We start from the raw sequence: 22,917 nt of genomic DNA, 5'->3' as shown, positions 1-22,917 counted from the left end.
TGGAGCTGGTTACGCGCGAAGAATTTGATGTACAGGCCGAAGTGTTGCGCAACACCCGAGAGAAACTTAGCCGGTTGGAAGAGAAATTGGCTGAATTAGAGTCGCAGAAAAAGTAGCACAGATGAGTCTAGCTGTACTCTACAGCCGCGCTTTAAACGGCATGGAAGCCCCCGAAGTGGTGGTAGAAGTGCATTTGGCAAACGGTTTGCCAAGTTTTACGATTGTAGGTCTTCCTGAGGCGGAAGTAAAAGAGAGCAAAGACCGGGTGCGTGCCGCTTTGCAAACTGCGCAGTTTGAGTTTCCAGCCAGGCGTATTACCGTCAATTTGGCACCAGCAGATTTACCGAAAGAAAGCGGCCGCTATGATTTACCGATTGCACTTGGCATATTAGCCGCTTCTGGGCAGATTCCAATTGCACCACTAGTAAACTATGAATTTGCGGGTGAGTTGGCTCTCACTGGAGAGCTGCGACCGATTCGTGGTGCGTTGGCAATGACCTCCAGCATGATGGGTAGAACTGAGAATAGCCAAAATAAAAAAGCGCCACAAAAGCGTGCATTTATTTTGCCTCAAAGCAGTGCGGCTGAAGCCGCACTAGTGCGTGAGGCTATTATCTATCCAGCCAATTCTTTACTAGAAGTCTGCGCACATTTAAGTGGTCATACTGAATTAACACAACTTGAAGCTACAGACTTGGTCCATGAAGTTGAATATCCTGATTTTAGCGACGTGAAGGCGCAAAGTATGCCGAAGCGTGCGCTGGAAATTGCGGCGGCAGGCGGCCATAGTGTGATTATGAGCGGACCGCCTGGTACAGGTAAAAGTATGCTGGCTTCACGTTTTGTGGGGATATTGCCAGAAATGACTGAGTCAGAAGCATTAGAGTCGGCAGCTATACAATCACTTAACGGTAATTACAAGCTGGAAAATTGGAAACGCAGACCCTATAGAGCGCCACATCATACGGCTTCGGCGGTAGCCTTGGTTGGCGGTGGTGGCATTCCGCGGCCGGGTGAAATCAGTTTGGCGCATCATGGCGTATTGTTTTTAGATGAACTTCCAGAGTTTGATCGAAAGGTGCTTGAAGTGCTACGCGAACCGCTGGAAAGCGGTCGCATTACTATTTCGCGGGCGGCGAGACAGGCGGATTTCCCCGCTAATTTTCAGCTAATCGCTGCCATGAACCCCTGCCCATGCGGTTATCTTGGGCATTTCAATAATAAATGTCGCTGCACACCAGACCAGATATCACGCTATAAAGCTAAAATTTCAGGGCCGCTACTAGATAGAATCGATTTGCATATAGAAGTACCTGCGCTCAAAGAAGAAGAGCTATTAGCAACAAATGATAGTGAGCACTCACAGGTGATTAGGGCAAGAGTAAAAGCAGCAAGAGCAAGGCAGTTGGAAAGACAAGGTAAGTCGAATAATTTACTGGGGACTAAAGAAATTGAGCTATATTGCGTAGCCGATGAAGCAGGTTTGCAACTTTTGAAGCAGGCCATTAGCCGATTAAGCTTATCTGCTCGTGCTTATCATCGCATTTTAAAGGTGGCTCGTACTATTGCAGATATTGCTGGGGATGACGCGATTAAGCCAGTCCATATTGCCGAAGCCGTGCAGTATCGCCGAGCAGATAGGGTGACTTAAGTTTTAGAATTTATTAATACTCATGCTTTGATAGTGAGCAAAAAGCGCAGGCCACCAATAAAGCAAAGGCTTGGCATGGTAAAATGCCAGATTAAAAACAACATTATTTGCTGAAAGTTCTAATCTCAATGTCTGCAATTTCTTCCACTGAACAGCAACTGCGTGCACTGCTTAAGCAGCGCATCCTTATTTTGGATGGCGCAATGGGCACGATGATTCAGCAATACAAGCTGTCAGAGGCAGATTATCGCGGCAAACAGTTTGTAGACTTTAAAGCACCAGCTGGTGAGCGTGAGCTGTTTGTAAAAGGCAATAATGAATTGTTAAGTCTGACTCAGCCGCAGGTGATTCAAGAAATTCACGAAAAATATCTAGCCGCAGGTGCAGATATTATTGAAACGAATACTTTTGGTGCAACCAGCGTAGCGCAAGAGGACTACCACATGGCGCATTTTGTGCATGAAATGAATGTGCAAGCTGCCAAGCTGGCAAAAGCAGCTTGCGACAAATATAGTACGCCAGATAAGCCGCGCTTTGTGGCGGGGGCTTTAGGACCAACACCTAAAACTGCCAGTATCTCGCCCGATGTGAATGACCCTGCCGCGCGAAACGTCAGCTTTGACCAGTTAGTAAACGCTTACTTAGCACAGGTGCGTGGTCTGGTAGAGGGCGGTGCGGATATCTTAATGGTCGAAACCATCTTCGACACGCTTAACTGTAAGGCGGCTTTGTTTGCCATTGATGCGTTTTTTGAAGAGCAAGGCAAAACTTGGCCGATTATGATTTCTGGTACAGTGACCGATGCCTCAGGACGTATTTTATCAGGTCAAACTGTCACGGCATTCTGGAACTCTGTACGCCACGCGAAACCACTCACGATTGGTCTTAATTGCGCTTTAGGTGCAACCCTGATGCGCCCTTATGCGGAAGAGCTTTCAAACATCGCCGATACGTTTGTCTGCATTTACCCGAACGCCGGCTTGCCAAACCCGATGTCAGATACGGGCTTTGATGAAACGCCAGAGGTGACCTCAAGCCTCGTAAAAGAATTCGCAGCCAGCGGTTTCGTGAATATCGCAGGTGGTTGTTGCGGCACCACGCCACCGCATATTGCAGCGATTTATCAAGCCATTAAAGATATTCCACCACGCCAAGTGCCAACCATAGCGCCGAATACCCGTCTAGCTGGGCTTGAGCCGTTTGTCATTGATGATAACTCGTTATTTGTGAACGTGGGTGAACGCACAAACGTCACGGGTTCTAAAGCCTTTGCGCGCATGATTATCAATGAGCAATACGAAGAAGCGCTCAGCGTGGCACGCCAGCAGGTGGAAAATGGCGCGCAAGTGATTGACATCAATATGGACGAAGGCATGTTGGACGCTGTTAAAGCCATGACACATTTCTTGAATTTAATCGCCAGCGAGCCTGATATTGCACGCGTGCCGATAATGATTGACTCTAGCAAATGGTTAGTGATTGAAGCTGGGCTTAAATGCGTGCAAGGTAAATCTATTGTTAACTCAATCTCGATGAAGGAAGGCGAGGTGGAGTTTTTACGCCAAGCTAAACTTTGTCGCCGCTACGGCGCGGCTGTGATTGTGATGGCGTTTGATGAAAAAGGCCAAGCAGATACTTACGCGCGCAAAGTTGAAATCTGCAAACGCGCTTATGACCTGTTAGTGGGTATAGATTTTCCGCCAGAAGATATTATTTTTGACCCGAATATTTTCGCCATTGCCACAGGTATTGAAGAGCATAACAATTACGCGGTAGATTTTATTGAGGCTACGCGCTGGATTAAGCAAAACCTGCCACATGCCAAAATTTCAGGTGGAGTAAGTAACGTTAGCTTTAGTTTTAGAGGCAATGACCCCGCGCGTGAGGCAATTCATACCGTGTTTTTATACCATGCTATAAAAGCGGGCATGACAATGGGTATCGTCAATGCAGGCATGATGGGCGTTTACGATGACTTGGCGCCTGAGTTACGTGAGCGCGTAGAAGATGTGGTGCTAAACCGCATTACCGACCCTAATAACTTGCTAGCGCCAACCGAGCGTCTCATTGAAATTGCTGGTACTTTGGTTGCAGGTGGTAAAAAAGAGGCTGCAACATTAGAGTGGCGCGGCACAGCAGAAACCCCAGTACCAGTTGCAAAACGCCTAAGCCACGCTATGGTGCACGGTATTACTGAATTTATTGTACAAGACACCGAAGAAGCACGTGCGACGGCTGAAGCCAGTGGCGGCAGGCCCATTCATGTGATTGAAGGTCCGCTAATGGACGGCATGAACGTAGTGGGCGATTTGTTTGGCCAAGGCAAGATGTTCTTGCCGCAAGTGGTGAAGTCTGCCCGTGTGATGAAAACCGCAGTGGCGCATTTAATTCCGTTTATTGAGGCCGAAAAAGCCGCAGAAGAAGCGCGTACTGGCGTGGTTGCAAAGCCTAAAGGCAAAATGGTGATTGCCACCGTGAAAGGTGATGTGCACGATATTGGCAAAAATATCGTCAGCGTGGTGTTGCAATGTAATAACTTTGAAGTGGTCAACATGGGCGTGATGGTGCCAGCAGCGGAGATTTTGGCCATGGCCAAAGCCGAAAATGCCGACATTATCGGCCTAAGCGGCTTAATCACGCCAAGCTTAGAAGAAATGACTTACATTGCCAAAGAAATGCAACGCGACCCGTACTTTGTGAACGCCAAAACGCCGCTGCTAATTGGCGGAGCAACTTGCTCGCGCGCCCATACGGCGGTAAAAATTGCACCACATTACGATGGTCCAATTGTGTATGTGCCAGACGCTTCACGCTCCGTTTCTGTAATGCAGAATCTCCTCACGCCAGAAACACGCGGTGCGTATTTAGCAGAAATTCAAGCAGATTACGAGAAAGCGCGTAATCAACATGCCAATAAAAAAGGCGTGCCATTGCTGTCGATAGTGGACGCACGTAAAAATAAACTGCAATTAAGTTTTACAGGCGAATTTGCGCCAGTAAAACCAAAGTTCATTGGTCGTCGGGAATTTAAAAATATCGATTTAAGCCTCATTGCTAAATACATCGATTGGGCACCGTTCTTCCAAACTTGGGATTTAGCGGGCGCATACCCCGCAATTTTGAGGGATAAAGTAGTAGGCGAAGCCGCAACAAAAGTATTTGCCGAAGCGCAAGCCATGCTGAAGAAAATCATAGATGGTCGCTGGTTAAGTGCCAACGGCGTCATTGCTTTGCAACCAGCCAATAGCGTGAATGACGACGATATTGAAATTTACACCGATGTAACGCGTAGCAAAGTAGCATTCACCTATTACGGCATGCGCCAACAAAGCGCTAAACCTGTGATTGACGGTGTAGCACGCCCAAATCAATGTTTAAGTGACTTTATCGCACCAAAAGGCACAGAGGATTATGTGGGTTTATTTGCCGTTACCGCAGGTTTAGGCACACAAAAAATCGAAAAACGCTTTATTGATGCTCATGATGACTATAGCGGAATTATGTTCAAATCTCTGGCAGATAGATTGGCCGAAGCGTTTGCGGAGTATATGCACGAACGCATTCGTACCGATTTTTGGGGTTATGCAGCAAATGAAAAGCTAGAAGTTGGTGCTTTAATAAAAGAGCAATATCAAGGTATTCGCCCCGCCCCAGGTTACCCCGCCTGCCCAGACCATACGGTTAAAGCCGATATGTTTAAACTACTGCAATCCAATGAAATCGGCATGACACTTACTGATAGCTTCGCCATGCAGCCCGCTGCAGCAGTTTCAGGCTTTTATTTTGCGCACAAAGAAGCCAAATATTTCAGTGTGGATAAAATCGGCAATGACCAGCTAGAAGATTTGGCTAAACGTAGAAGCCTGCCTAAAGAGTATTTAGAGCGTTGGTTAGCACCCAATCTTTCATAAAACCATTAAAATTAACACTATGCATATTCACATTTTAGGTATCTGCGGTACATTCATGGGCGGCATTGCGGTGCTAGCTAAGCAGGCAGGTCACCGCGTCACGGGGTGTGATGCCAATGTTTATCCGCCGATGAGCACACAGCTTGAGGCGCAAGGCATAGAGCTGATTGAAGGATTTTCGCCTGAGCAAACCAAGCTGAATCCTGATATTTATGTGATTGGCAACGTGGTTTCACGCGGCAATCCGTTAATGGAAGAAATATTAAATCGAAGTTTACCGTATATTTCAGGCCCTCAATGGTTGGCTGAGAATGTGTTGCAAGGCAAGTGGGTGCTGGCTGTAGCAGGAACGCACGGTAAAACGACGACAAGTTCTATGTTGGCGTGGGTGTTGGAATACGCAGGTTTAGCACCAGGCTTTTTGATTGGTGGCGTGCCTGAGAACTTTGGTGTTTCTGCGCGTTTGCCAAAAACTCCTAAACAAGATGCTAAGAGCACTTCACCATTTTTTGTGATTGAGGCAGATGAATACGACACGGCCTTTTTCGATAAACGCTCTAAATTCGTTCATTACCGCCCACGCACTGCGGTATTAAATAATCTTGAATTTGACCACGCTGATATTTTTGACGATTTGGCGGCGATAGAAAAACAATTCCACCATTTGGTACGCACTGTTCCGCAACAAGGTTTAGTGGTGAGCAACAAGCAGCAAAGCTTACAGCGTGTGATTGATAAAGGTTGCTGGAGTAATCTGGAATACTTTAGTGCGGATCAATTAAAAACAAGTGATGGTTGGGCAATACAAAATGTAGATGCACAAGGTCGGTTTGATGTGATCTTTAAAGGAGAACGTCAAGGAAATTTAAGTTGGGATATTCTCGGAGAGCATAACCGTATGAATGCACTAGCGGTGGTTGCTTCGGCTCGCCATGTAGGCGTTGCGCCTTGCATTGCCATTGAGGCGCTAAGTGAATTTAAAAACGTAAAACGCCGTATGGAAATCAAAGGTGTGGTCAATGACATTAGTGTATATGACGATTTTGCCCATCACCCAACGGCGATTGATACGACAGTAGCAGGCTTGCGCAGCAAAGTGGGTAAAGCGCGTATTTTGGCGGTGTTAGAGCCTCGTAGCAACACCATGAAGTTAGGCGTCATGAAGGATGCATTGCCAGCCAGTTTGAAGGAGGCCGATTTAGTATTTTGTTATGGTGCAAATCTCGGTTGGGATGCGGCAGAAGCACTTTTGCCAATTCAGGCAAAGGCCGCCGTGTTTGATGATTTAAATGCGCTTGTTGTGGCTATTGTAAATCTGGCAGAATCAGGCGATTCTGTTCTGGTCATGAGTAATGGCGGCTTTGGTGGCGTACACCAAAAAATATTGGATGCGCTCCAAGTAAAATTTGCAAAAAGTTGAGGATTAAAGGCTAGATTTTGGCTAAACCCATTAATAAAAAAAAGTTAAGCGTGCTCGATTCCCTAGTCGTTAAGTTGAAAACGATGAGTGTGATGGCTGTTGCTATTTGGGTTTCAATATTGGTGCACGTTGTGTTATTAAGCATTCACTTTGAGCCAGAACTAAAAAAGTTTAGAGATAATTTACCCACTTTGGAAGTGATGTTGGTTAACTCCAAAACCAAGACGAAACCCGAAAAGGCCGACGTGCTGGCACAAGCTAATTTAGATCGCGGCGGCAATACTGACCAGAATCGCAAAATGAAAACAGCCTTGCCTTCGCTTAAGCAGCAACAAACCGAGTTTGTGGTTAAGCCGATGGCGGAAGTTAAATCTGGCCAGAAAGCAGCCAAACTGACAGCAGAAGAAATTAAAGAACAAAAACATGTGGCAGACCTTGAGAAGCAGGCGCAAGAACTCATGACGCAACTTAAATCTACTAAGTCGATTGAATCGCAGCCCGTACAAAAAGCCGCAGCAAAAGAAGCTGAAGCGGGCAGTCAAGATACGCCGAATAAAAATTTGAATATGCGTGATTTAACCGCCATGGCGCTTGAAATGGATAGGCTGGAAGCGATTATTGCAAAGCAGCAGGACGATTATCAAAAGCGTCCAAAACGTAAGTTCATTGGCGCGAGGGCGCAAAAATATCGTGATGCGCTCTATGTGGAATCGTGGCGACAAAAAGTTGAGAAAATCGGTAATTTGAATTATCCCGAAGCCGCAAAAAATCTTAAAATGTACGGTCAATTACGCATGACCGTGTCGATTCATGCCGATGGCAGTATTGAATCGATCGAAATTGATAAGAGTTCTGGGCATAAGGTATTGGATGAAGCAGCCAGGCGCATTGTAGAGCTAGCTGCACCTTACGCTAAATTTCCCGATGAAATGCACAAAGAAGTCGACATTTTGAGCATTACACGGACATGGACGTTTACTAAAGAGGACAGCCTCGCCACTGAGTAATTCTGCTTGAAAATTGCAATACTCGGTGTCAGATTCGCCTTTCAATATTTATTGTGCTGTCTGTGCCTCTTTCTTGATTATTCAATTTTGAAGCAGAATTAAGTCGCCAAGACCTTCATTGAGAAAATTAAATGATCAACTACTTTCAACACCATGTTTTTTTCTGCCTCAATCAGCGCGCCGATGGTGCAGCTTGTTGCATGAATTTAGGCGCAGAAGCCGCATTTGATCACATGAAGGCTCGCGTTAAAAAATTAGACTTAAATGGTCAAGGTAAAGTGCGCGTTAACCGTGCAGGCTGTTTTGACCGCTGTGGAGAGGGCCCTTTGTTAGTGGTTTATCCGCAAGCCATTTGGTATACCTTTATCGATAACGACGATATCGACGAGATAATCGACAGCCATTTAATGAACGGCAAGGTGGTCGAACGATTGGTGGTCAGCTAGGGTTTAATGCACATTCAATCAGTGCTGTTATTTTCTCAGTAAGCACTTTTTTTGTTTGCTCATCCAAAGCTTTGTTGTGGCTTTCACGCTGAGCTTCACCCCAATGCGAATTTGGAAAATGCATATCGTTTTCAAAACGTGGAATCACATGCCAATGGATATGCGGTGTTTTATTGCCCAAGCTGGCAAGGTTGATTTTGTCTGGATTGAAAATTTCACGAATCGCGGTTTCAACCGCAAACACGACTTTCATCATTTGCGCTCGTTGTTGCGGTGGCAAGTCCGACATTTCTTTCACATGCGCAAGTAACTCCACGCGGCAATAAGCCGGGTAATTTACATCATTAATTAACACCACCCGGCAAAAGTTATCTTGCCACAAAATTACGTGCGGGGTTGGTTGGCAAAGTGGGCAAGACGCATTATTCATTTTTTTTTATATGCTTCGTTTTAAGTATCCATTCGACAGGCTCAGGGAACGTTTAGTGTCAGTGAACAATAAATGAAGTAACTATTTAAAATAACTGCGTTCCCTGAGCTCGTCGAAGGGAAAATAGAAGCTACAAAGTTCCGCAAATCTTAGGATGCCGCCAGCATACGGTCTAGCGTTAACTTGGCAAGCTTGGCTTCATGCACGGGCACTTTGATTTGATTCACTACATTGCCCTCTACCAAATTTTCTAGCACCCAAGCCAAATGTTGTGGATCAATGCGTGCCATGGTGGAGCACTCGCAAACTACGTGACTCATAAATTGCACCAGTTTTCCCTTTGATTTCATTTGTTCTGCAAGACGATTCACCAAATTAAGCTCAGTGCCGACTAGCCATTTTGTATTATCAGGCGCATCGCTGACGGTTTTTAAAATGTATTCGGTAGAGCCGACATAATCCGAATTCAAGCACACTTCAAAAGGCGCTTCAGGGTGCGAAATCACAATGCCATCTGGATGCTCTGCACGGAATTTTGTGATGTTTTGCGGGCGAAACATTTGATGCACCGCACAATGGCCTTTCCAAAGCAGGATTTTGGCATTTTTGATTTCATCCTCAGTAAGGCCGCCCATTGGCTGGTCGGGGTCCCAAATGGGCATTTGTTCGAGTGGAATGCCCATTTTATAGCCAGACCACCTGCCTAAGTTTTGGTCAGGGAAAAACAGTACTTTATCACGCTGTTTAAAGCTCCATTCCAAAATTTTCGGGGCATTGGTGCTTGTACATACAATGCCGCCATGCTCACCGCAAAATGCTTTTAAATCGGCGGCGGAGTTGATGTAGGTGACTGGTGTAATGGTTTCATCAAAATTAAGCACTTTGCTAAGTTCGCGATAACTGCGCTCTACTTTTGCAAGGTTTGCCATGTCGGCCATCGAGCAACCCGCCGCAAGGTCTGGCAAAATGGCAATCTGATCTGGGCGACTTAAAATATCAGCCACTTCCGCCATAAAATGCACGCCTAAAAACACAATATATTCTGCGTCTAGCGTTTCACAATAACGCGACAATTTAAGTGAGTCGCCCGAGTAATCGGCATGCCGATACACGCTCTCATTTTGGTAATGGTGGCCTAGAATCACCAGACGTTTACCTAGTTTTTCCTTGGCTGCGATAATCCGCCGTTGGCAGTCCGCATCTTCGCTCGCCTGAAAGCGTTCAAATTTGATGGGGATGCTTTTCGCTGATGAGTGATTGATAGTTTCTGTTTGCATGATCTTTAATGGGTGAGTAATTCACTTCAAAGCAATAGTTTACAACTTTAAGCCGTGTCGTTCACCTAATTTACTAAGCGCATCGACATTCGTCCATGAAAAAACCCGTTTAGCCGCCTCACGCCAGTCTACCCACTGATAGCGCACATGCTCATTCAGAGCTAGTTTGATTGGTAAAGGTGTGGGAAGTTCTAGTCCGAACAAATGTTCGGTATTTTTAACTACGCCAGGAGCATAGCGGTGACGCCAATGCGGGTAGATTTCATACACATTTGAAGCTTGCCAATCTTGAAAGTTATATTGGTTGGCATCTAAACCCGTTTCTTCCAACACTTCACGTATCGCCGCTTCATACGGTGTTTCACTGCCTTCAATGCTGCCCGTAACGGATTGCCAGAAGTCTGCTTTATCTGCGCGCTCCATAATCAGTACTTGCAAATCTGCCGTATGAATCAGCACCAACGCAGAAATTGGGGTTTTATAATTTGTCATTGCTTCAGTTAAAAATACGTGGTGCCGGAGAAGGGAATCGAACCCCCGACCTTTTCATTACGAATGAACCGCTCTACCAACTGAGCTACAACGGCTGAATGTCACATACATTATTTTGTCTTGTCGGGAGCTGACGTTAAATTTTTTGGCAATTGGAAAATCACGTTTTCCACAACGCCTTGTAATTCTTTTACTTGCAAGGCCCCCAGCTTTTGTAATTTGGCGACTACTTCTTTTACCAAAATTTCAGGCGCAGAGGCTCCTGCTGAAACGCCAATTTTCCTTTTATTCAGCAACCACTCCGGTTGCAGGTGACTGGCGTTATCCACCATATGGGCTTCAATTCCTTGATTTTGTGCGACTTCTCTTAGTCTGTTTGAGTTCGAGCTATTCGGTGAACCAACAATTATCACTAAATCACAATCTTGCGCCATGATTTTAACGGCATCCTGACGGTTCTGCGTGGCATAGCAAATATCATCACTTTTTGGAGCAATAATATTGGGGAAACGCGCTTGCAAAGCCTCAATAACCTTTGCTGCATCGTCCATCGAGAGTGTTGTTTGCGTAACATAAGCCAGCTTATCGGGATTTTGCACTTGCAATGTCAATACATCCTCAGGGGTTTCAACTAAGTACATACCTTGTTCGGCTTGGCCCATGGTGCCCTCAACTTCAGGGTGACCTTTATGGCCAATCATAATGATTTCTAGGCCCGATTTTCGCATTTTGGCCACTTCAATATGCACTTTGGTAACGAGCGGGCAGGTGGCATCAAACGCGATTAAGCCACGTGCTTCAGCCTCTGCACGTACAGCTTTGGACACGCCATGCGCGCTGAAAATAACCGTATTGCCAGCAGGAATCTTGTCTAACTCATGGACAAAAATGGCGCCTTTTTTACGCAACTCATCCACCACAAATTTGTTGTGTACCACCTCGTTGCGCACATAAATTGGCGCACCGAATTTCTCTAAGGCTTGCTCCACAATGATAATCGCGCGGTCAACGCCTGCGCAAAAGCCACGCGGGTTTGCCAGTAAAATTTCGGCCGAGAGTTTGCTGTTTGAATCGTTATCTAACATACACACTTTTATTCATTAAATTCACTTAAGGTATAATGCACATATTAACCTAAATTTGGACACGCTTAAAATTCAGGCGTGCTTAAAGCATGAATAAAAACACGGCTACACTTCTGATTACCTGCCCCGATAGTAGAGGCATTGTTGCGGCAATTGCCGATTTTTTGTATCAAAACAATGCCAATATTTTGCATGCTGACCAGCATCAAGACGCAGAAAACAATCTATTCTTAATGCGTGTCGAGTGGGATTTGGCAGGATTTTCAATCCCAACCACTGATTTTGAGCTGCATTTTGCGGCGATAGCGCAGCGCTTTAATATGGAATGGCAACTCAAACTCTCGCAAAAACCAGTGCGCGTTGCGATTCTGGTTTCGCAATATGACCATTGCTTGGCTGATTTACTGCATCGTCATAAAAACGGTGAATTGGTTTGCGAAATTCCGCTTATCATTAGTAACCATCGTGATACCGAAGCACTGGCAAAATTTTACGGTGTTGATTTTCATTATGTTCAAGTTACAAAAGATAATAAAGCAGACGCTGAGGCGCTGCAATTTGCCTTATTTGACCAATATGAGATTGATTTGATTGTACTAGCACGCTATATGCAAATATTGTCGCCTAATTTTGTGGCGCGTTATCCTAAGCAAATTATCAATATTCACCACTCATTTTTACCCGCATTTATCGGTGCACGGCCTTACCATCGCGCCTTTGAACGTGGCGTGAAATTGATAGGTGCAACGGCGCATTATGTAACAGAAATATTAGATGAAGGCCCAATCATTGAGCAAGACATTGACCGCATCTCGCACCGCGATCAGGTAGAAGATTTGATTCAAAAAGGCCGAGATTTAGAGCGCATCGTGCTTTCAAAAGCGGTGAGCTGGCATATCGAAAATCGTATTTTGCTCTATGCAAATAAAACAGTGATTTTTGATTAGTCTGAATGGCCGTTGTGTATGTAACGCAAGCTTTAGCAGCAGTTGTGATATTGCCTAGGTGTTTATCATTACAACTATCTGAAATCGGGTATATTGAAATTACGTAAGAAGTAAAAAAGCGAAGCTTCTCTGCTTCGCTTTTTTACTTACTGAGCATAAGATTATGTTCGCCAGATTAGTTAGCGGCTGGTGCATCCAGTGCAGGAATCGCAGGTTCTTCAACAGGTGCAATTTCAGGCAATGCATTTGCATCTGCTGAAATATCCTTAACTGCAACATCACCAAACGCAAACTCTGGCACTTCTAAAGCTGGAATTTCTGGCTCATCGTACGGCGCTATTTCAGGTAATACCCCATCATCAGCCAAGTTCTGGCTCGTAGCAGCTTCTACTGCTGGACTCGCTTCTTGGCTACCTGTCTTACCAATACCTTCATCAGTATAAGACTCGCCAGTGGTGGCACAGCCAGCGATGAATGACATACTGACAGCGATGATAGCAATTATTATTTTATTCATTTTTCATCTCCCAAGTTTATAAACCAAGTTTATCCCCTAGGTTAATCGCCTAGGTTTACAAAACTCACATTTTTACAGCCAATTCAACTTAATAAAAATTTACATTAAGAGTTGTAAATTTACACCCAGTGCATGGCAAGCGCAACCTAAATAATGCATACCTGAATGGATGCCAAATTTAGGGTAAGCGCTGCTCCAACGCAAACAAATCCGCAATCTCTTCACGTTTTCGAATTAAGTGGGGTTTGTTGCCGTCCACCATCACTTCAGCAGCGCGTGGCCTTGTATTGTAATTGCTGGCCATGCTCATGCCGTAAGCGCCTGCAGACATAATCGCCAGCAAGTCACCTTCTACCAGCGCTAGATTTCTATCGTGGCCTAAAAAGTCACCGCTCTCACAAACGGGCCCAACAATTTCATAATTAAGCGCTTCATTTTTTTTGTGCGGCGCAACCGCCTGAATGTCATGATACGCGTCGTACAAGGCTGGGCGCATTAAGTCGTTCATGGCGGCATCCACAATGGCAAAGTTTTTACTTTCGGTATGTTTTAAATATTCCACTTTCGTCAGCAACACGCCCGCATTGCCCACCAACGCACGGCCAGGCTCAAATACTAGTTTAATATTGCGCTTACCCAATTTGGCACGCATGGCAGCGGCATAGGCGGTAAACTCGGGCGGCGTTTCATCGCTATAGCAAATGCCAATACCGCCACCCGCATCAATGTGTTGAATATGAATGCCATTTTCTTCTAGCGCATCGACCAATGACAATACCCGGTCAAAAGCATCTAAAAAGGGTGACAGCTCAGTAATTTGCGAGCCGATATGGCAATCAACGCCATGTATCGCGATATTCGACATTTTTGCAGCCTGCAAATAAATGTCCAGAGCATCTTCATACGCCACGCCAAACTTATTATTTTTTAAACCAGTAGAAATATAAGGGTGCGTTTTCGCATCCACATTCGGGTTTACGCGCAATGAGATAGGAGCCACTTTCCCCATAAAATTGGCCACATCATTTAAGCGCAATAACTCGCTGGCCGATTCCACATTAAAGCAAAAAATGCCCGCGTTTAGTGCCGCTTGTATTTCTACTTCTGTTTTACCTACGCCAGAAAAAACCACTTTTTTCGGGTCGCCGCCAGCTGCTAAAACGCGGGCTAATTCACCGCCAGAAACAATATCAAACCCCGCACCAAGCTGTGCAAACAAATTCAAAATAGCGAGGCTTGGGTTAGCTTTTACCGCAAAACAAACCAAGTGGTTACTGCCTTTAAAACCTGCACTAAAGTTTTCAAACGCCTGCACCAGTGCAGATTTTGAATACACATAGCAAGGCGTGCCAAAGGTATTGGCAATAGTGTCTAGCGCCACGTTTTCGGCATGTAAAGTAGAATTTTTAAGCTTAAAAGAGTTCACGGAATTGACTTATATAAAATGAAAAATGAAGGTAAATAAAATCTCGGAGGCTACTTAGCAGCACGCGTATCTTGCGGGTATTGCCGCTCAGGAATATACAATGGGCCTTTGGTGCCACAACTCGAAATCGCAAGGCAGATAGATAAAAAAAGTAAGACGCGAGCGGTATTTTTTTGCATACGTTAAAGCCCTTAATCAAGGTGTTGCAAGATGGGTAACTTTCATACCACTAGATTTTAACATAAAGGTCAGCCGCTGTTATTTTAAGCTTACGTTTTACCTAATTTAATGATATGAAATCATAATCTTACGCCGCTTATCCGTTCGGTCTCGCCGATTGTCGGCTGTCGCTAGACATTGACAAAGCTGATGGGCATGATGCAACTAAGTAAAAAGGAGAAATCTGATGTGTACTGTATTGCAAAGAAAAGTGAATGCAAGTTCAACCCAGAAAGGGTTTACCTTAGTTGAGATTATGGTGGTGGTTGCTATTGTTGGCATTTTAGCTTCAATTGCATTCCCGTCGTATACGAATTACGTTAAAAAAGGCAAAGCAGCCGAAGCTACTTCAACCTTAGCGGATTTGCGGGTGAAAATGGAGCAGTTCTTTCAGGATAATCGTACTTATGAGGGGGGGGCATGCGCGCCAACTAGTGGAGCTAAATATTTTACCTACTCTTGTACTACTCAAACAGCAACTGCTTACACATTACAGGCGGCAGGCAATACGGCTGAAGGGATGGGTGATTTTAATTTTACGGTGGATCAAAGTAATGCTAAAACATCTAAATTCGATGGTAGCGCAACGGTTACAGGGTGCTGGTTAAACAAAAAGGCTAGTGCATGTTAAGGCCTGTTCCAAATCTTAGGGTTAAAACACAAGGCTTCAGCTTGGTCGAACTGATGGTTGGAATTGCTATTATGGCAGTTCTCGCATCATTGGCTTTGCCAAGCTACAAGGTTTGGATGCAAAACTCACGCATTCGTGCTACAGCAGAATCTATCCAAAATGGTTTGCAAATTGCACGTGCTGAAGCGGTTAAACGTAATTTGCCAGTGCAATTCGAACTTAGTGATGATGCTAGCTGGACGTTCGGTTGTGTAACGGTTTCAGCGGATTGCCCTGGTACAATTCAAAGCCGAGCTGCTGGTGAAGGCTCCTCTGCTGACGTTACGGCCGTAACTAGCCCGGCTACTTCAGATACTGTTGAGTTTAATGCTATGGGACGAGTAAGTGCAGCCCCAGTGCCATTTACTCAAGTGAATATTGACTCCAGTGCATCAGCAGATGATCGACCACTTCGAGTTACGCTTGGCGTAGGTGGTAATACTCGGATGTGTGATCCGTATTCTGGTTTGTCAACATCCGACCCGCGAAAATGCTAACAAGGAAAATGTAATGATCAGTCAATCACGTCAATATCTTGTTGCACCAAAACCAATTGCAAAATCTCAGCAAGGTATCGTGTTGCTAGAAGCACTTATTGCAATACTGCTGTTTTCATTAGGAATTTTAGCGCTTGTAGGTTTGCAAACGGCCATGGTAAAAAATACCTCTGATTCAAAATACCGTGCCGATGCTGCATTTATTGCGCAACAGAAGCTAGGACAGGTGTGGGTTAACGCCAAAAACTTTGCCTCACTTGCCGACTATGCCATAGTTAATGAAGATATTTCCGCCGTTTTGCCAGCAGGCACAACTACAGTGGCTGTTTCAGCTGAGCGCGTAGTGACGGTAACTGTTAGATGGCAATTGCCAGGTGAAGTGCAACATAACTACAGCACCAATGCGCGTATTGAGGGTATTTAATCATGCCTACAAATAATAAAACTAGAATAAATAAAAATAGCAGAATCAATCAGTCGGGTTTTAGTTTGGTAGAGATTCTTGTTGGCCTCGTAATCGGGTTACTAGCAACTTTGGTAATCATGCAAGTCTTCGCTGTGTTTGAAGGCCAGAAGCGTAGTACCACAGGCAGTGCTGATGCGCAAATTAACGGTAGTGTAGCCTTGCTTTATATCCAACGTGCTACGCAAATGGCGGGGTTTGGCCTACCCATGCCAATGGCAGATAAAGAAAACGCCTCACTTAAATGCAGTGATGTTTCTCTCTCACTATTTCCAGTGGTTATTCAAAATGGCGCTGCGGGTGCAAGCGATATAGTCATCGTGCGTTACAGTACAACCGCACTGGGTGCTGTGCCAGTTAAAATTACCAACCCTGCAAATGCCATTGGTGCTGCTGGACTGACAGTTGATAATAATATTGGTTGTAAAAACAATGACGTAGTTTTAATCAGTCAAGGTACGTCATGCGTCATGACATCTGTAGTAGACGAAAATGGTAATCCGGATACCTTGATTAACATCACTCTTAAAAATACCACGCCATTAGGTGCACCACTATCAAGTGCGGGAGCCAAACTCAGTTGTATGGGCAATTGGCAAGATTATCGATACGAAGTTGTAAACAATCAGCTTCAACTTAACGGCGAACCAGTTGTTGCAGATGTAGTGAATATTCAAGCGCAATATGGCGTAGCAGCTTCGGCTAACAGCAACCAAGTAAACGAATGGGTAGAGCCTACAGGCATTTGGGCAGCCACCGCAACTACGCCTACGGTAGCAAATAGAAATCGCATTAAAGCCATTCGTATTGTTGTAGTTGCGCGTAATGGCCTGCGTGAAAAAGAAGTAGTGACAAACAGCTGTACTACAGTTAAAGGTACTGTTAACAATGGACCTTGCGCTTGGGATGATACAGATTTTAATGCAGCGCCTAAAATCGACCTTTCGTTAACAGATGCTGCTTGGCAAAATTATCGTTTCAGGACTTTTGAAACCATTATTCCGTTGCGCAATATGCTTTGGTCTAAGGATGCATTATGAGTAAAAAAGCTTTTAAACCCGCTGTGCAACAAGGTGTTGTGCTTTTTATCGCACTCATTGCCTTGGTGGTCATGTCATTAGCCGCAGTGGCGCTTATCCGTTCTGTTGATACTAATACCATGATTGCCGGTAATTTAGCCTTTAAGCAATCTGCCCTAGTTTCATCTGATAGAGGTGTGGAAACAGCATTAGCTTGGGTAGAGGCTAAAACAATAGCAACCCCCGCAGACCTGAATGCAGATACTACGGCAAATGCTGACAATGGCTATTATGCGACTTACCTTACACCTAATTTAGATAGCGATGCCGTTTTAAAAGATAGTGATACATGGGCCGATGCCAAGAGCGCATACGCTACGGGTGCTGATATTGCTGCAGGCACGGGGCCAGATGGCAATAATATTCGCTATATTGTTCAGCGCATGTGTCGAGAAGCCGTTGCACCTACGGCAGATAAATGCCTATTTGGTGAAGCCGAATTAGGTACTGGAAGTAAAGGCGTCAAAGATGCTACCGAGGCAGGCGCCATTATTAATTCACAACAAAGCCCCATGTATCGGGTAACAGTCAGAGTGACTGGCCCCAAGAATACAGTTAGTTACGCACAAACATTTGTATATTAGGAGTTAGCCATGCAGCGCTATCAAATTAAATATTCTCAAGTAATTCGCATTTTATTCGGATTGATATTCACTATTAATCTTGGCTTGCCAATCTTGGCAAATGCGGCAGCTGTGGCAAATCCATTAGACTTTGCAACAGTACCACTTTCCAATAGTCCTACTATTAAAATACAGCCTAACTTACTCTTTGTGCTGGATGATTCGGGGAGTATGGATTGGAATTATTTACCTGATTGGGCAAACGACAGCTTGTGTAGAAACACTACAGCTGGTAGCTTTAATCTGAATTGTGAAAATCAGCCACCTTTCCGCAGTAGTGATTTTAATGCGATTTATTACAACCCTGCCATCACTTATACTCCAGCGGTCAATGCCAGCGGCGGTAAAGTTAACAGTAGTGGCGATAGCAAAGGCAGCCAGACCACTTGGACATCGGTGAAAAACGATGCTTATAATATTCAAGATACAAATTCAACGAATTTGCTTACCGGGTATACCGATGTTGAGTGGTGCACAAGCACCGACTATACGGATTGTTTAAGGAATGATAATTACATTTTGCCAGGTATTGTCAACGGCAAGACTTATGACAAGGCTAGATCTGGCGTAAAAGCAACGGGCACAGGTACTGTAGCAACGGGTTCATTATTGGCACCTACCACAGCGAGCCGAAGTTACGGGCCGCACTATTACAATATTACGCCAGGTGAATATTGTGACTCAGCAAAATTAACCAATTGCCAGCTTACTGAGACGGCAACTTTTAAATACCCCGCAAAAGTGCGCTGGTGCAAGGCTACAAGCAGTCCAACAGTATCTGCAGAAGATAATTCAAAGTCATTAAATCCAGCCGCAGGTGTTTGCCAAGCTACGCGTGTGGGTAGTTATTCAGCAGCACGTTATCCGACTAAATTCTTTCAGCCAGCAACGGCTGCAGTGCCAGCAGTACCAGCAGTGCCGGCCAGCCCAGCGGTTGCGCCATCAAATGGCACTATTGTTGTAAAAGATGTGAATAATGATAATAATGTTTCAATTTTTTGTGGATCAGCTGTAGTTTTAGCGAAATACAAGTCATCAAAGACAGGTAATACCTCTACTAAATTAAATGAGCTATTTACTAAAATTGTCGGCACTTCGTCAGGCGGATTTACCACCAGTTGCACTAAAACACTCAGTAGCGGTAGTACGACAAAGTTGACATGTACTGTATCTGCCCCAGCAGGTGCCTCAGCCTGTAGCGGTGGCTTTAATATAGACTCAGACATCGACGATACAACTAATACTGGGCCATCTGGCGGTGCTGATGCAAATCCTGGTAGCCCTTTTATTCCAGCCAAGCCAGCACAAGCTGCTAGCTACCCAGGAAGTTTTAGCCGCGTTGATATCGTCACTGGTAATAGCTACCCTAAAGCGATTACACGTAGCGATTGTACAGGTGTAACTGGTCCAACTGGTTGTAGCTATGCTGAAGAAATGACTAACTTTGCTAACTGGTGGACCTATTACCAAACACGCATGCAGACCATGAAGACCGCCGCAAGTCTCGCTTTTAAAAATATTGGCGAAGATTTTCGAGTCGGCTTTATGACCATTCACCCTGCTGCAGCGGGGGCAGTGAAATTTGATACTTTTAACGCGACACATAAAGCGACTTGGTACAATAAATTTTTTAGCATTAACCCCGGTTCCGCTACGCCACTTCGCTCTGCACTTGCTAAAGCAGGGCGTATTTATGCGAATACAGAAAATATTGGAGGTGCATTTACAGACCCTGTGGAATACGCTTGCCAGCAAAACTTTACGCTGCTGACAACCGATGGGTTATGGAATACAGATGTTGAGGCCGATGTTAAAAAAGTGGGTGGTAGTCAGGTTGGTAATCAGGATGCCTCGCCTGCCTTACCACCTTACTACGAAGGCGCGACGGCAAGTAGTAACAGTCTGGCTGACGTGGCAAAATATTATCACGACACTGATTTACGGACAGTTGCATTCGGCAATTGTGGTGGTGCTTTAAGTCTACCTGGTGATGGGGTTTGTCAAGATCCTGCGCCTTCTACAGCCAATCAAAGACAAAATATGGTAACTCTGACTTTGGGCTTAGGTGTTGATGGTGAGTTGGCTTACAGTACTGATTATAAAAATGCAGCAACAGGGGATTATGCTGAAATTAAAGCAGGAACATTAAATTGGCCAGTACCCGCCGAAAATGCTGCATCAGCAGTCGATGATTTATGGCATGCTGCAGTGAATGGCGATGGCACATACTTTAGTGCTAAAAGTCCAGCAGAACTGGCAAATCAACTTAAAGAGGCGCTCGCTTCGATTAAAGTGAAGGTTGGCGCAGGTGCCGCTGCAGCAACCAGTACATTAAACCCAGTAGCGGGTGACAATTATGCTTACGTGGCAAGTTATACCTCAGGCTATTGGACTGGCAACCTAGAAAAACGCCAAATTGAGACCGTAGGGGCAAACGCTGGTGCGGTGAGCATTTCTGCGGAAAAATGCGTTGAAGATGTACCCGATGTTTCGAATTGTGCGCTGTCTGCTAGCACTAGTATTGTTGGCAATGATTGTGTAACCACTGGCGTAACAGTTTGCCCTAGCCCAGGGATTTTGGTTGGGACAACTTGTAAAGTTCCGATGACAAACGCGTGTAGTGGAACGTTAAAAAATCAGCTTTACACTACGCGCAATATAAAAATGAGCAGTGGTAGTAGCTTGGTGGATTTTAACTTCACCAACATTTCTGCGGTAGGTCTTGGTGAAACTTTCAAAAGACCATTTCTTGAGCTTAACTTAACACAGTGGCCAAGTTTGGCGGCGACTAGAACAACCTCACAGTTGGATGCGGATGTTGCAGGTGAAAATTTAGTGAATTATCTGCGTGGAGATACTACTTATGATGAAGGCGCTACTAACCCGGCGAATAAACTCTACCGCAAGCGTTTTGCCATCATGGGAGATGCAGTGAATTCGAAACCAGCCTTTATCGGTAAGCCAACTTTTAGCTATACAGACCCAGGCTACGATACATTTAAAAATGGTATCGGAAGTTCGCGCGGTAAATCAGTCTACATTGGTGCTAATGACGGCATGTTGCATGCGTTTGATGCGGATACGCTAACGGAGCGTTGGGCTTATGTGCCGAGAGCAGTGATTGCGAATATGTGGAAATTGGCAGATACCGCCTATGAAAATAAACATAGTTTTTATGTTGACGGCGACCCGGTGATTTCAGATATTTGTGTGGCATCTTGCTCTAGTGCGAGCGCAGATTGGCGGACGATATTGGTTGCTGGCTTAAACAGCGGCGGCCGTGGCTATTATGCCCTGGATATTACCGATCCAACTAATCCAAGTCTATTGTGGGAGTTTGATGCAAGTACAGAGCCAACTTTAGGTTATACCTATGGAAATCCAATCATTACCAAAAGGCCTTCAGATGGTAAATGGGTTGTGTTATTAACTTCAGGTTACAATAATATTTCGGATGGTAATTCGTTTTATGATTTAACTTCAACAAAATTTAAACCCTTCAATGCTCCAGCCACTCCACAATTTACAGGTGGTGACGGTAAGGGTTATTTGTATGTTCTGGATGCCAGTACTGGAAGCCAACTTACCTCAGCTATTAGTACTGGTGAAGGTACAATAGCGAAGCCAAGCGGTTTAGCTAAAATTAAGGGTTTTGCCGATGATGCAGAAAAAAACAATACTACTACCTACGTTTACGGCGGAGACTTGCTTGGTAACGTGTGGCGTTTTAACCTTTCAGATAATACAGTATTGAAGTTTGCCACTCTTCAAGCGGGTGGAGCTCAGCCTATTACTGCTCGGCCAGAATTAGGGCTGATTAACAATAAGCGAGTGGTCTTTGTCGGTACTGGTAAATATTTAGAGGTGAGTGATCTTACCGACACGAGTCAGCAAACGCTGTATGCGATTAAAGATGATAATTCTGGAAGCACTTTAGTTGACCCGCGCAGCACATTGGTAGAGCAGAAGATTGTTGGATCAGGTGCAAATAATCGTAAAAGCGATACTAATAACCCAGTAGATTTTAATACTGGCTTAGGTTGGTTTATAGATTTACCAGATAGTGGTGAACGACAAAATGTATCATCACAATTAGTGCTTGGTACGTTGTTGGTACCAACAACTGTGCCAACTTCTTCTGCCTGCCAGCCAGCAGGTTATGGATGGTTCAATTACTTTGATTACAAAACAGGGCTTGCAGTAGTTGAAAAAAATCCAGGTGTAATTGTTTCTGCTAGAACAAACTCACCGACAGTTGGTTTTAATGTTGTTTATGTAGATGGTAAACCTAAAGTTTCTATAGTAACTGCAGATGATCCAACGCCAAAACTATTGCCAGATGTACCATTCTCTAGTTCTGGTGCGGGCTTCCAAAAGAAAAGGTCAATCTGGCGTGAGTTGATTAACTAGTAGGGAATGATTGATTGATTATAAAAAAGAGCGGGTAATCCGTTCTTTTTTACGTGTGAGACTTAATGTTTAAGATTTATTTGTTAATAATTTTGCAGTAATTAGTCCATTAATCAACCCAAAAAATAAAGCGGCTACGGCGAATATGGGGATTAAATAACTCACCCCGGCATGCGGAATTAGCCAAAGTCGCACAATCAACAATTGCCCTGCAATGTGAGCAAATGCAGCGAGTATGCTGAGTGAAACTGGGCTGAACCATTTTTTGGGTAGGTGTACGCCTAGCCATAGCACGCCTAAACTTAGCAATGCGCCACTTAAACTTAAAATAAACGTGGGGGATAAAA

The 22,917-nt window shown here is 44.7% G+C and carries 21 protein-coding genes and 1 tRNA gene; 13 read left to right on the top strand and 9 right to left on the bottom strand.

The features are described from left to right. The 6 genes from HOO90_RS07455 to HOO90_RS07430 form a co-directional block, all read left to right on the top strand. Positions 1-116 (top strand): accessory factor UbiK family protein (locus HOO90_RS07455; RefSeq protein WP_292841623.1); only part of this gene is annotated, 116 nt, incomplete at its 5' end. Positions 117-121: 5 nt separating this feature from the next. After that, complete coding sequence (locus HOO90_RS07450) at positions 122-1,651, top strand: YifB family Mg chelatase-like AAA ATPase (protein WP_292841620.1); 1,530 nt, start codon at positions 122-124, stop codon at positions 1,649-1,651. 128 nt (positions 1,652-1,779) lie between these two features. After that, the gene (gene metH / locus HOO90_RS07445; RefSeq protein ID WP_292841617.1) at positions 1,780-5,562 is read left to right on the top strand and encodes a methionine synthase; all 3,783 of its coding nucleotides are present in this window, start codon (positions 1,780-1,782) and stop codon (positions 5,560-5,562) included. 19 nt (positions 5,563-5,581) lie between these two features. After that, entirely contained in the window at positions 5,582-6,982 is a 1,401-nt protein-coding gene (gene mpl / locus HOO90_RS07440; protein ID WP_292841615.1) for a UDP-N-acetylmuramate:L-alanyl-gamma-D-glutamyl-meso-diaminopimelate ligase, read from the top strand. A 92-nt stretch (positions 6,983-7,074) separates the two neighbouring features. Continuing rightward, positions 7,075-7,989: an energy transducer TonB gene (locus HOO90_RS07435; RefSeq protein ID WP_292841612.1), complete on the top strand. Its 915-nt coding sequence runs from the start codon at positions 7,075-7,077 to the stop codon at positions 7,987-7,989. A 131-nt stretch (positions 7,990-8,120) separates the two neighbouring features. Further along, positions 8,121-8,435 carry a (2Fe-2S) ferredoxin domain-containing protein gene (locus tag HOO90_RS07430; protein ID WP_292841609.1) on the top strand — a complete coding sequence of 105 codons (315 nt, stop codon included), beginning with the start codon at positions 8,121-8,123 and terminating at the stop codon, positions 8,433-8,435. Here the strand turns inward: HOO90_RS07430 and HOO90_RS07425 are convergent. From HOO90_RS07425 to ispH, 5 genes are all read right to left on the bottom strand, one after another. Then, entirely contained in the window at positions 8,428-8,865 is a 438-nt protein-coding gene (locus HOO90_RS07425; RefSeq protein ID WP_292841606.1) for an HIT family protein, read from the bottom strand. The genes HOO90_RS07430 and HOO90_RS07425 overlap by 8 nt on opposite strands. 149 nt (positions 8,866-9,014) lie before the next feature. Beyond that, positions 9,015-10,142, bottom strand: coding sequence for a quinolinate synthase NadA (nadA, locus tag HOO90_RS07420; protein WP_292841603.1), 1,128 nt, complete (start codon positions 10,140-10,142; stop codon positions 9,015-9,017). 39 nt (positions 10,143-10,181) lie between these two features. Continuing rightward, positions 10,182-10,634: a dihydroneopterin triphosphate diphosphatase gene (nudB, locus tag HOO90_RS07415; RefSeq protein WP_292841600.1), complete on the bottom strand. Its 453-nt coding sequence runs from the start codon at positions 10,632-10,634 to the stop codon at positions 10,182-10,184. A 19-nt stretch (positions 10,635-10,653) separates the two neighbouring features. After that, positions 10,654-10,729: transfer RNA gene (locus HOO90_RS07410), tRNA-Thr, on the bottom strand. Positions 10,730-10,744: 15 nt separating this feature from the next. Beyond that, entirely contained in the window at positions 10,745-11,719 is a 975-nt protein-coding gene (gene ispH, locus HOO90_RS07405; protein WP_292841597.1) for a 4-hydroxy-3-methylbut-2-enyl diphosphate reductase, read from the bottom strand. Positions 11,720-11,808: 89 nt separating this feature from the next. Between ispH and purU the strand changes: the two genes are divergently transcribed. Further along, positions 11,809-12,666, top strand: coding sequence for a formyltetrahydrofolate deformylase (gene purU, locus HOO90_RS07400; RefSeq protein WP_292841594.1), 858 nt, complete (start codon positions 11,809-11,811; stop codon positions 12,664-12,666). 175 nt (positions 12,667-12,841) lie between these two features. Here purU and HOO90_RS07395 read toward each other — a convergent pair whose 3' ends face one another. The 3 genes from HOO90_RS07395 to HOO90_RS07385 form a co-directional block, all read right to left on the bottom strand. Next, positions 12,842-13,183: a hypothetical protein gene (locus HOO90_RS07395; protein ID WP_292841592.1), complete on the bottom strand. Its 342-nt coding sequence runs from the start codon at positions 13,181-13,183 to the stop codon at positions 12,842-12,844. Positions 13,184-13,361: 178 nt separating this feature from the next. Then, a complete protein-coding gene (gene lysA, locus HOO90_RS07390) occupies positions 13,362-14,609 on the bottom strand; it encodes a diaminopimelate decarboxylase (protein ID WP_292841590.1) in 1,248 nt (415 codons plus the stop codon). 50 nt (positions 14,610-14,659) lie between these two features. Beyond that, positions 14,660-14,788, bottom strand: a complete 129-nt coding sequence (locus HOO90_RS07385) for a lipoprotein (protein WP_292841588.1) — start codon at positions 14,786-14,788, stop codon at positions 14,660-14,662. A 227-nt stretch (positions 14,789-15,015) separates the two neighbouring features. On the opposite strand from HOO90_RS07385, the gene HOO90_RS07380 reads away from it, so the two are divergent. The 6 genes from HOO90_RS07380 to HOO90_RS07355 are packed head-to-tail and all read left to right on the top strand — an operon-like array spanning position 15,016 to position 22,570. Next, entirely contained in the window at positions 15,016-15,459 is a 444-nt protein-coding gene (locus HOO90_RS07380; RefSeq protein WP_292841586.1) for a type IV pilin protein, read from the top strand. Continuing rightward, on the top strand, positions 15,453-15,995 hold the full coding sequence (locus HOO90_RS07375) for a GspH/FimT family pseudopilin (RefSeq protein WP_366928753.1): 543 nt from the start codon (positions 15,453-15,455) through the stop codon (positions 15,993-15,995). Before HOO90_RS07380 ends, HOO90_RS07375 begins: the two co-directional genes overlap by 7 nt. Positions 15,996-16,008: 13 nt before the next feature. Continuing rightward, complete coding sequence (locus tag HOO90_RS07370; RefSeq protein ID WP_292841580.1) at positions 16,009-16,419, top strand: prepilin-type cleavage/methylation domain-containing protein; 411 nt, start codon at positions 16,009-16,011, stop codon at positions 16,417-16,419. 2 nt (positions 16,420-16,421) lie between these two features. Then, positions 16,422-17,498 carry a PilW family protein gene (locus tag HOO90_RS07365; protein ID WP_366928752.1) on the top strand — a complete coding sequence of 359 codons (1,077 nt, stop codon included), beginning with the start codon at positions 16,422-16,424 and terminating at the stop codon, positions 17,496-17,498. Further along, positions 17,495-18,121 (top strand): hypothetical protein, encoded by a 627-nt coding sequence (locus HOO90_RS07360; protein ID WP_292841574.1) that lies wholly within the window; start codon positions 17,495-17,497, stop codon positions 18,119-18,121. The genes HOO90_RS07365 and HOO90_RS07360 overlap by 4 nt, the downstream gene beginning before the upstream one ends. 9 nt (positions 18,122-18,130) lie before the next feature. After that, positions 18,131-22,570, top strand: a complete 4,440-nt coding sequence (locus HOO90_RS07355; RefSeq protein ID WP_292841571.1) for a PilC/PilY family type IV pilus protein — start codon at positions 18,131-18,133, stop codon at positions 22,568-22,570. Between the two features lie 69 nt (positions 22,571-22,639). Here the strand turns inward: HOO90_RS07355 and HOO90_RS07350 are convergent. Continuing rightward, on the bottom strand, positions 22,640-22,917 hold a 278-nt coding region (locus HOO90_RS07350), incomplete at its 5' end, for a Gx transporter family protein (protein WP_292841568.1).

It is taken from the genome of Methylotenera sp., assembly GCF_013141425.1.
Taxonomy (GTDB): domain Bacteria; phylum Pseudomonadota; class Gammaproteobacteria; order Burkholderiales; family Methylophilaceae; genus Methylotenera.
This window is presented reverse-complemented; position numbering and strand designations above follow the sequence as displayed.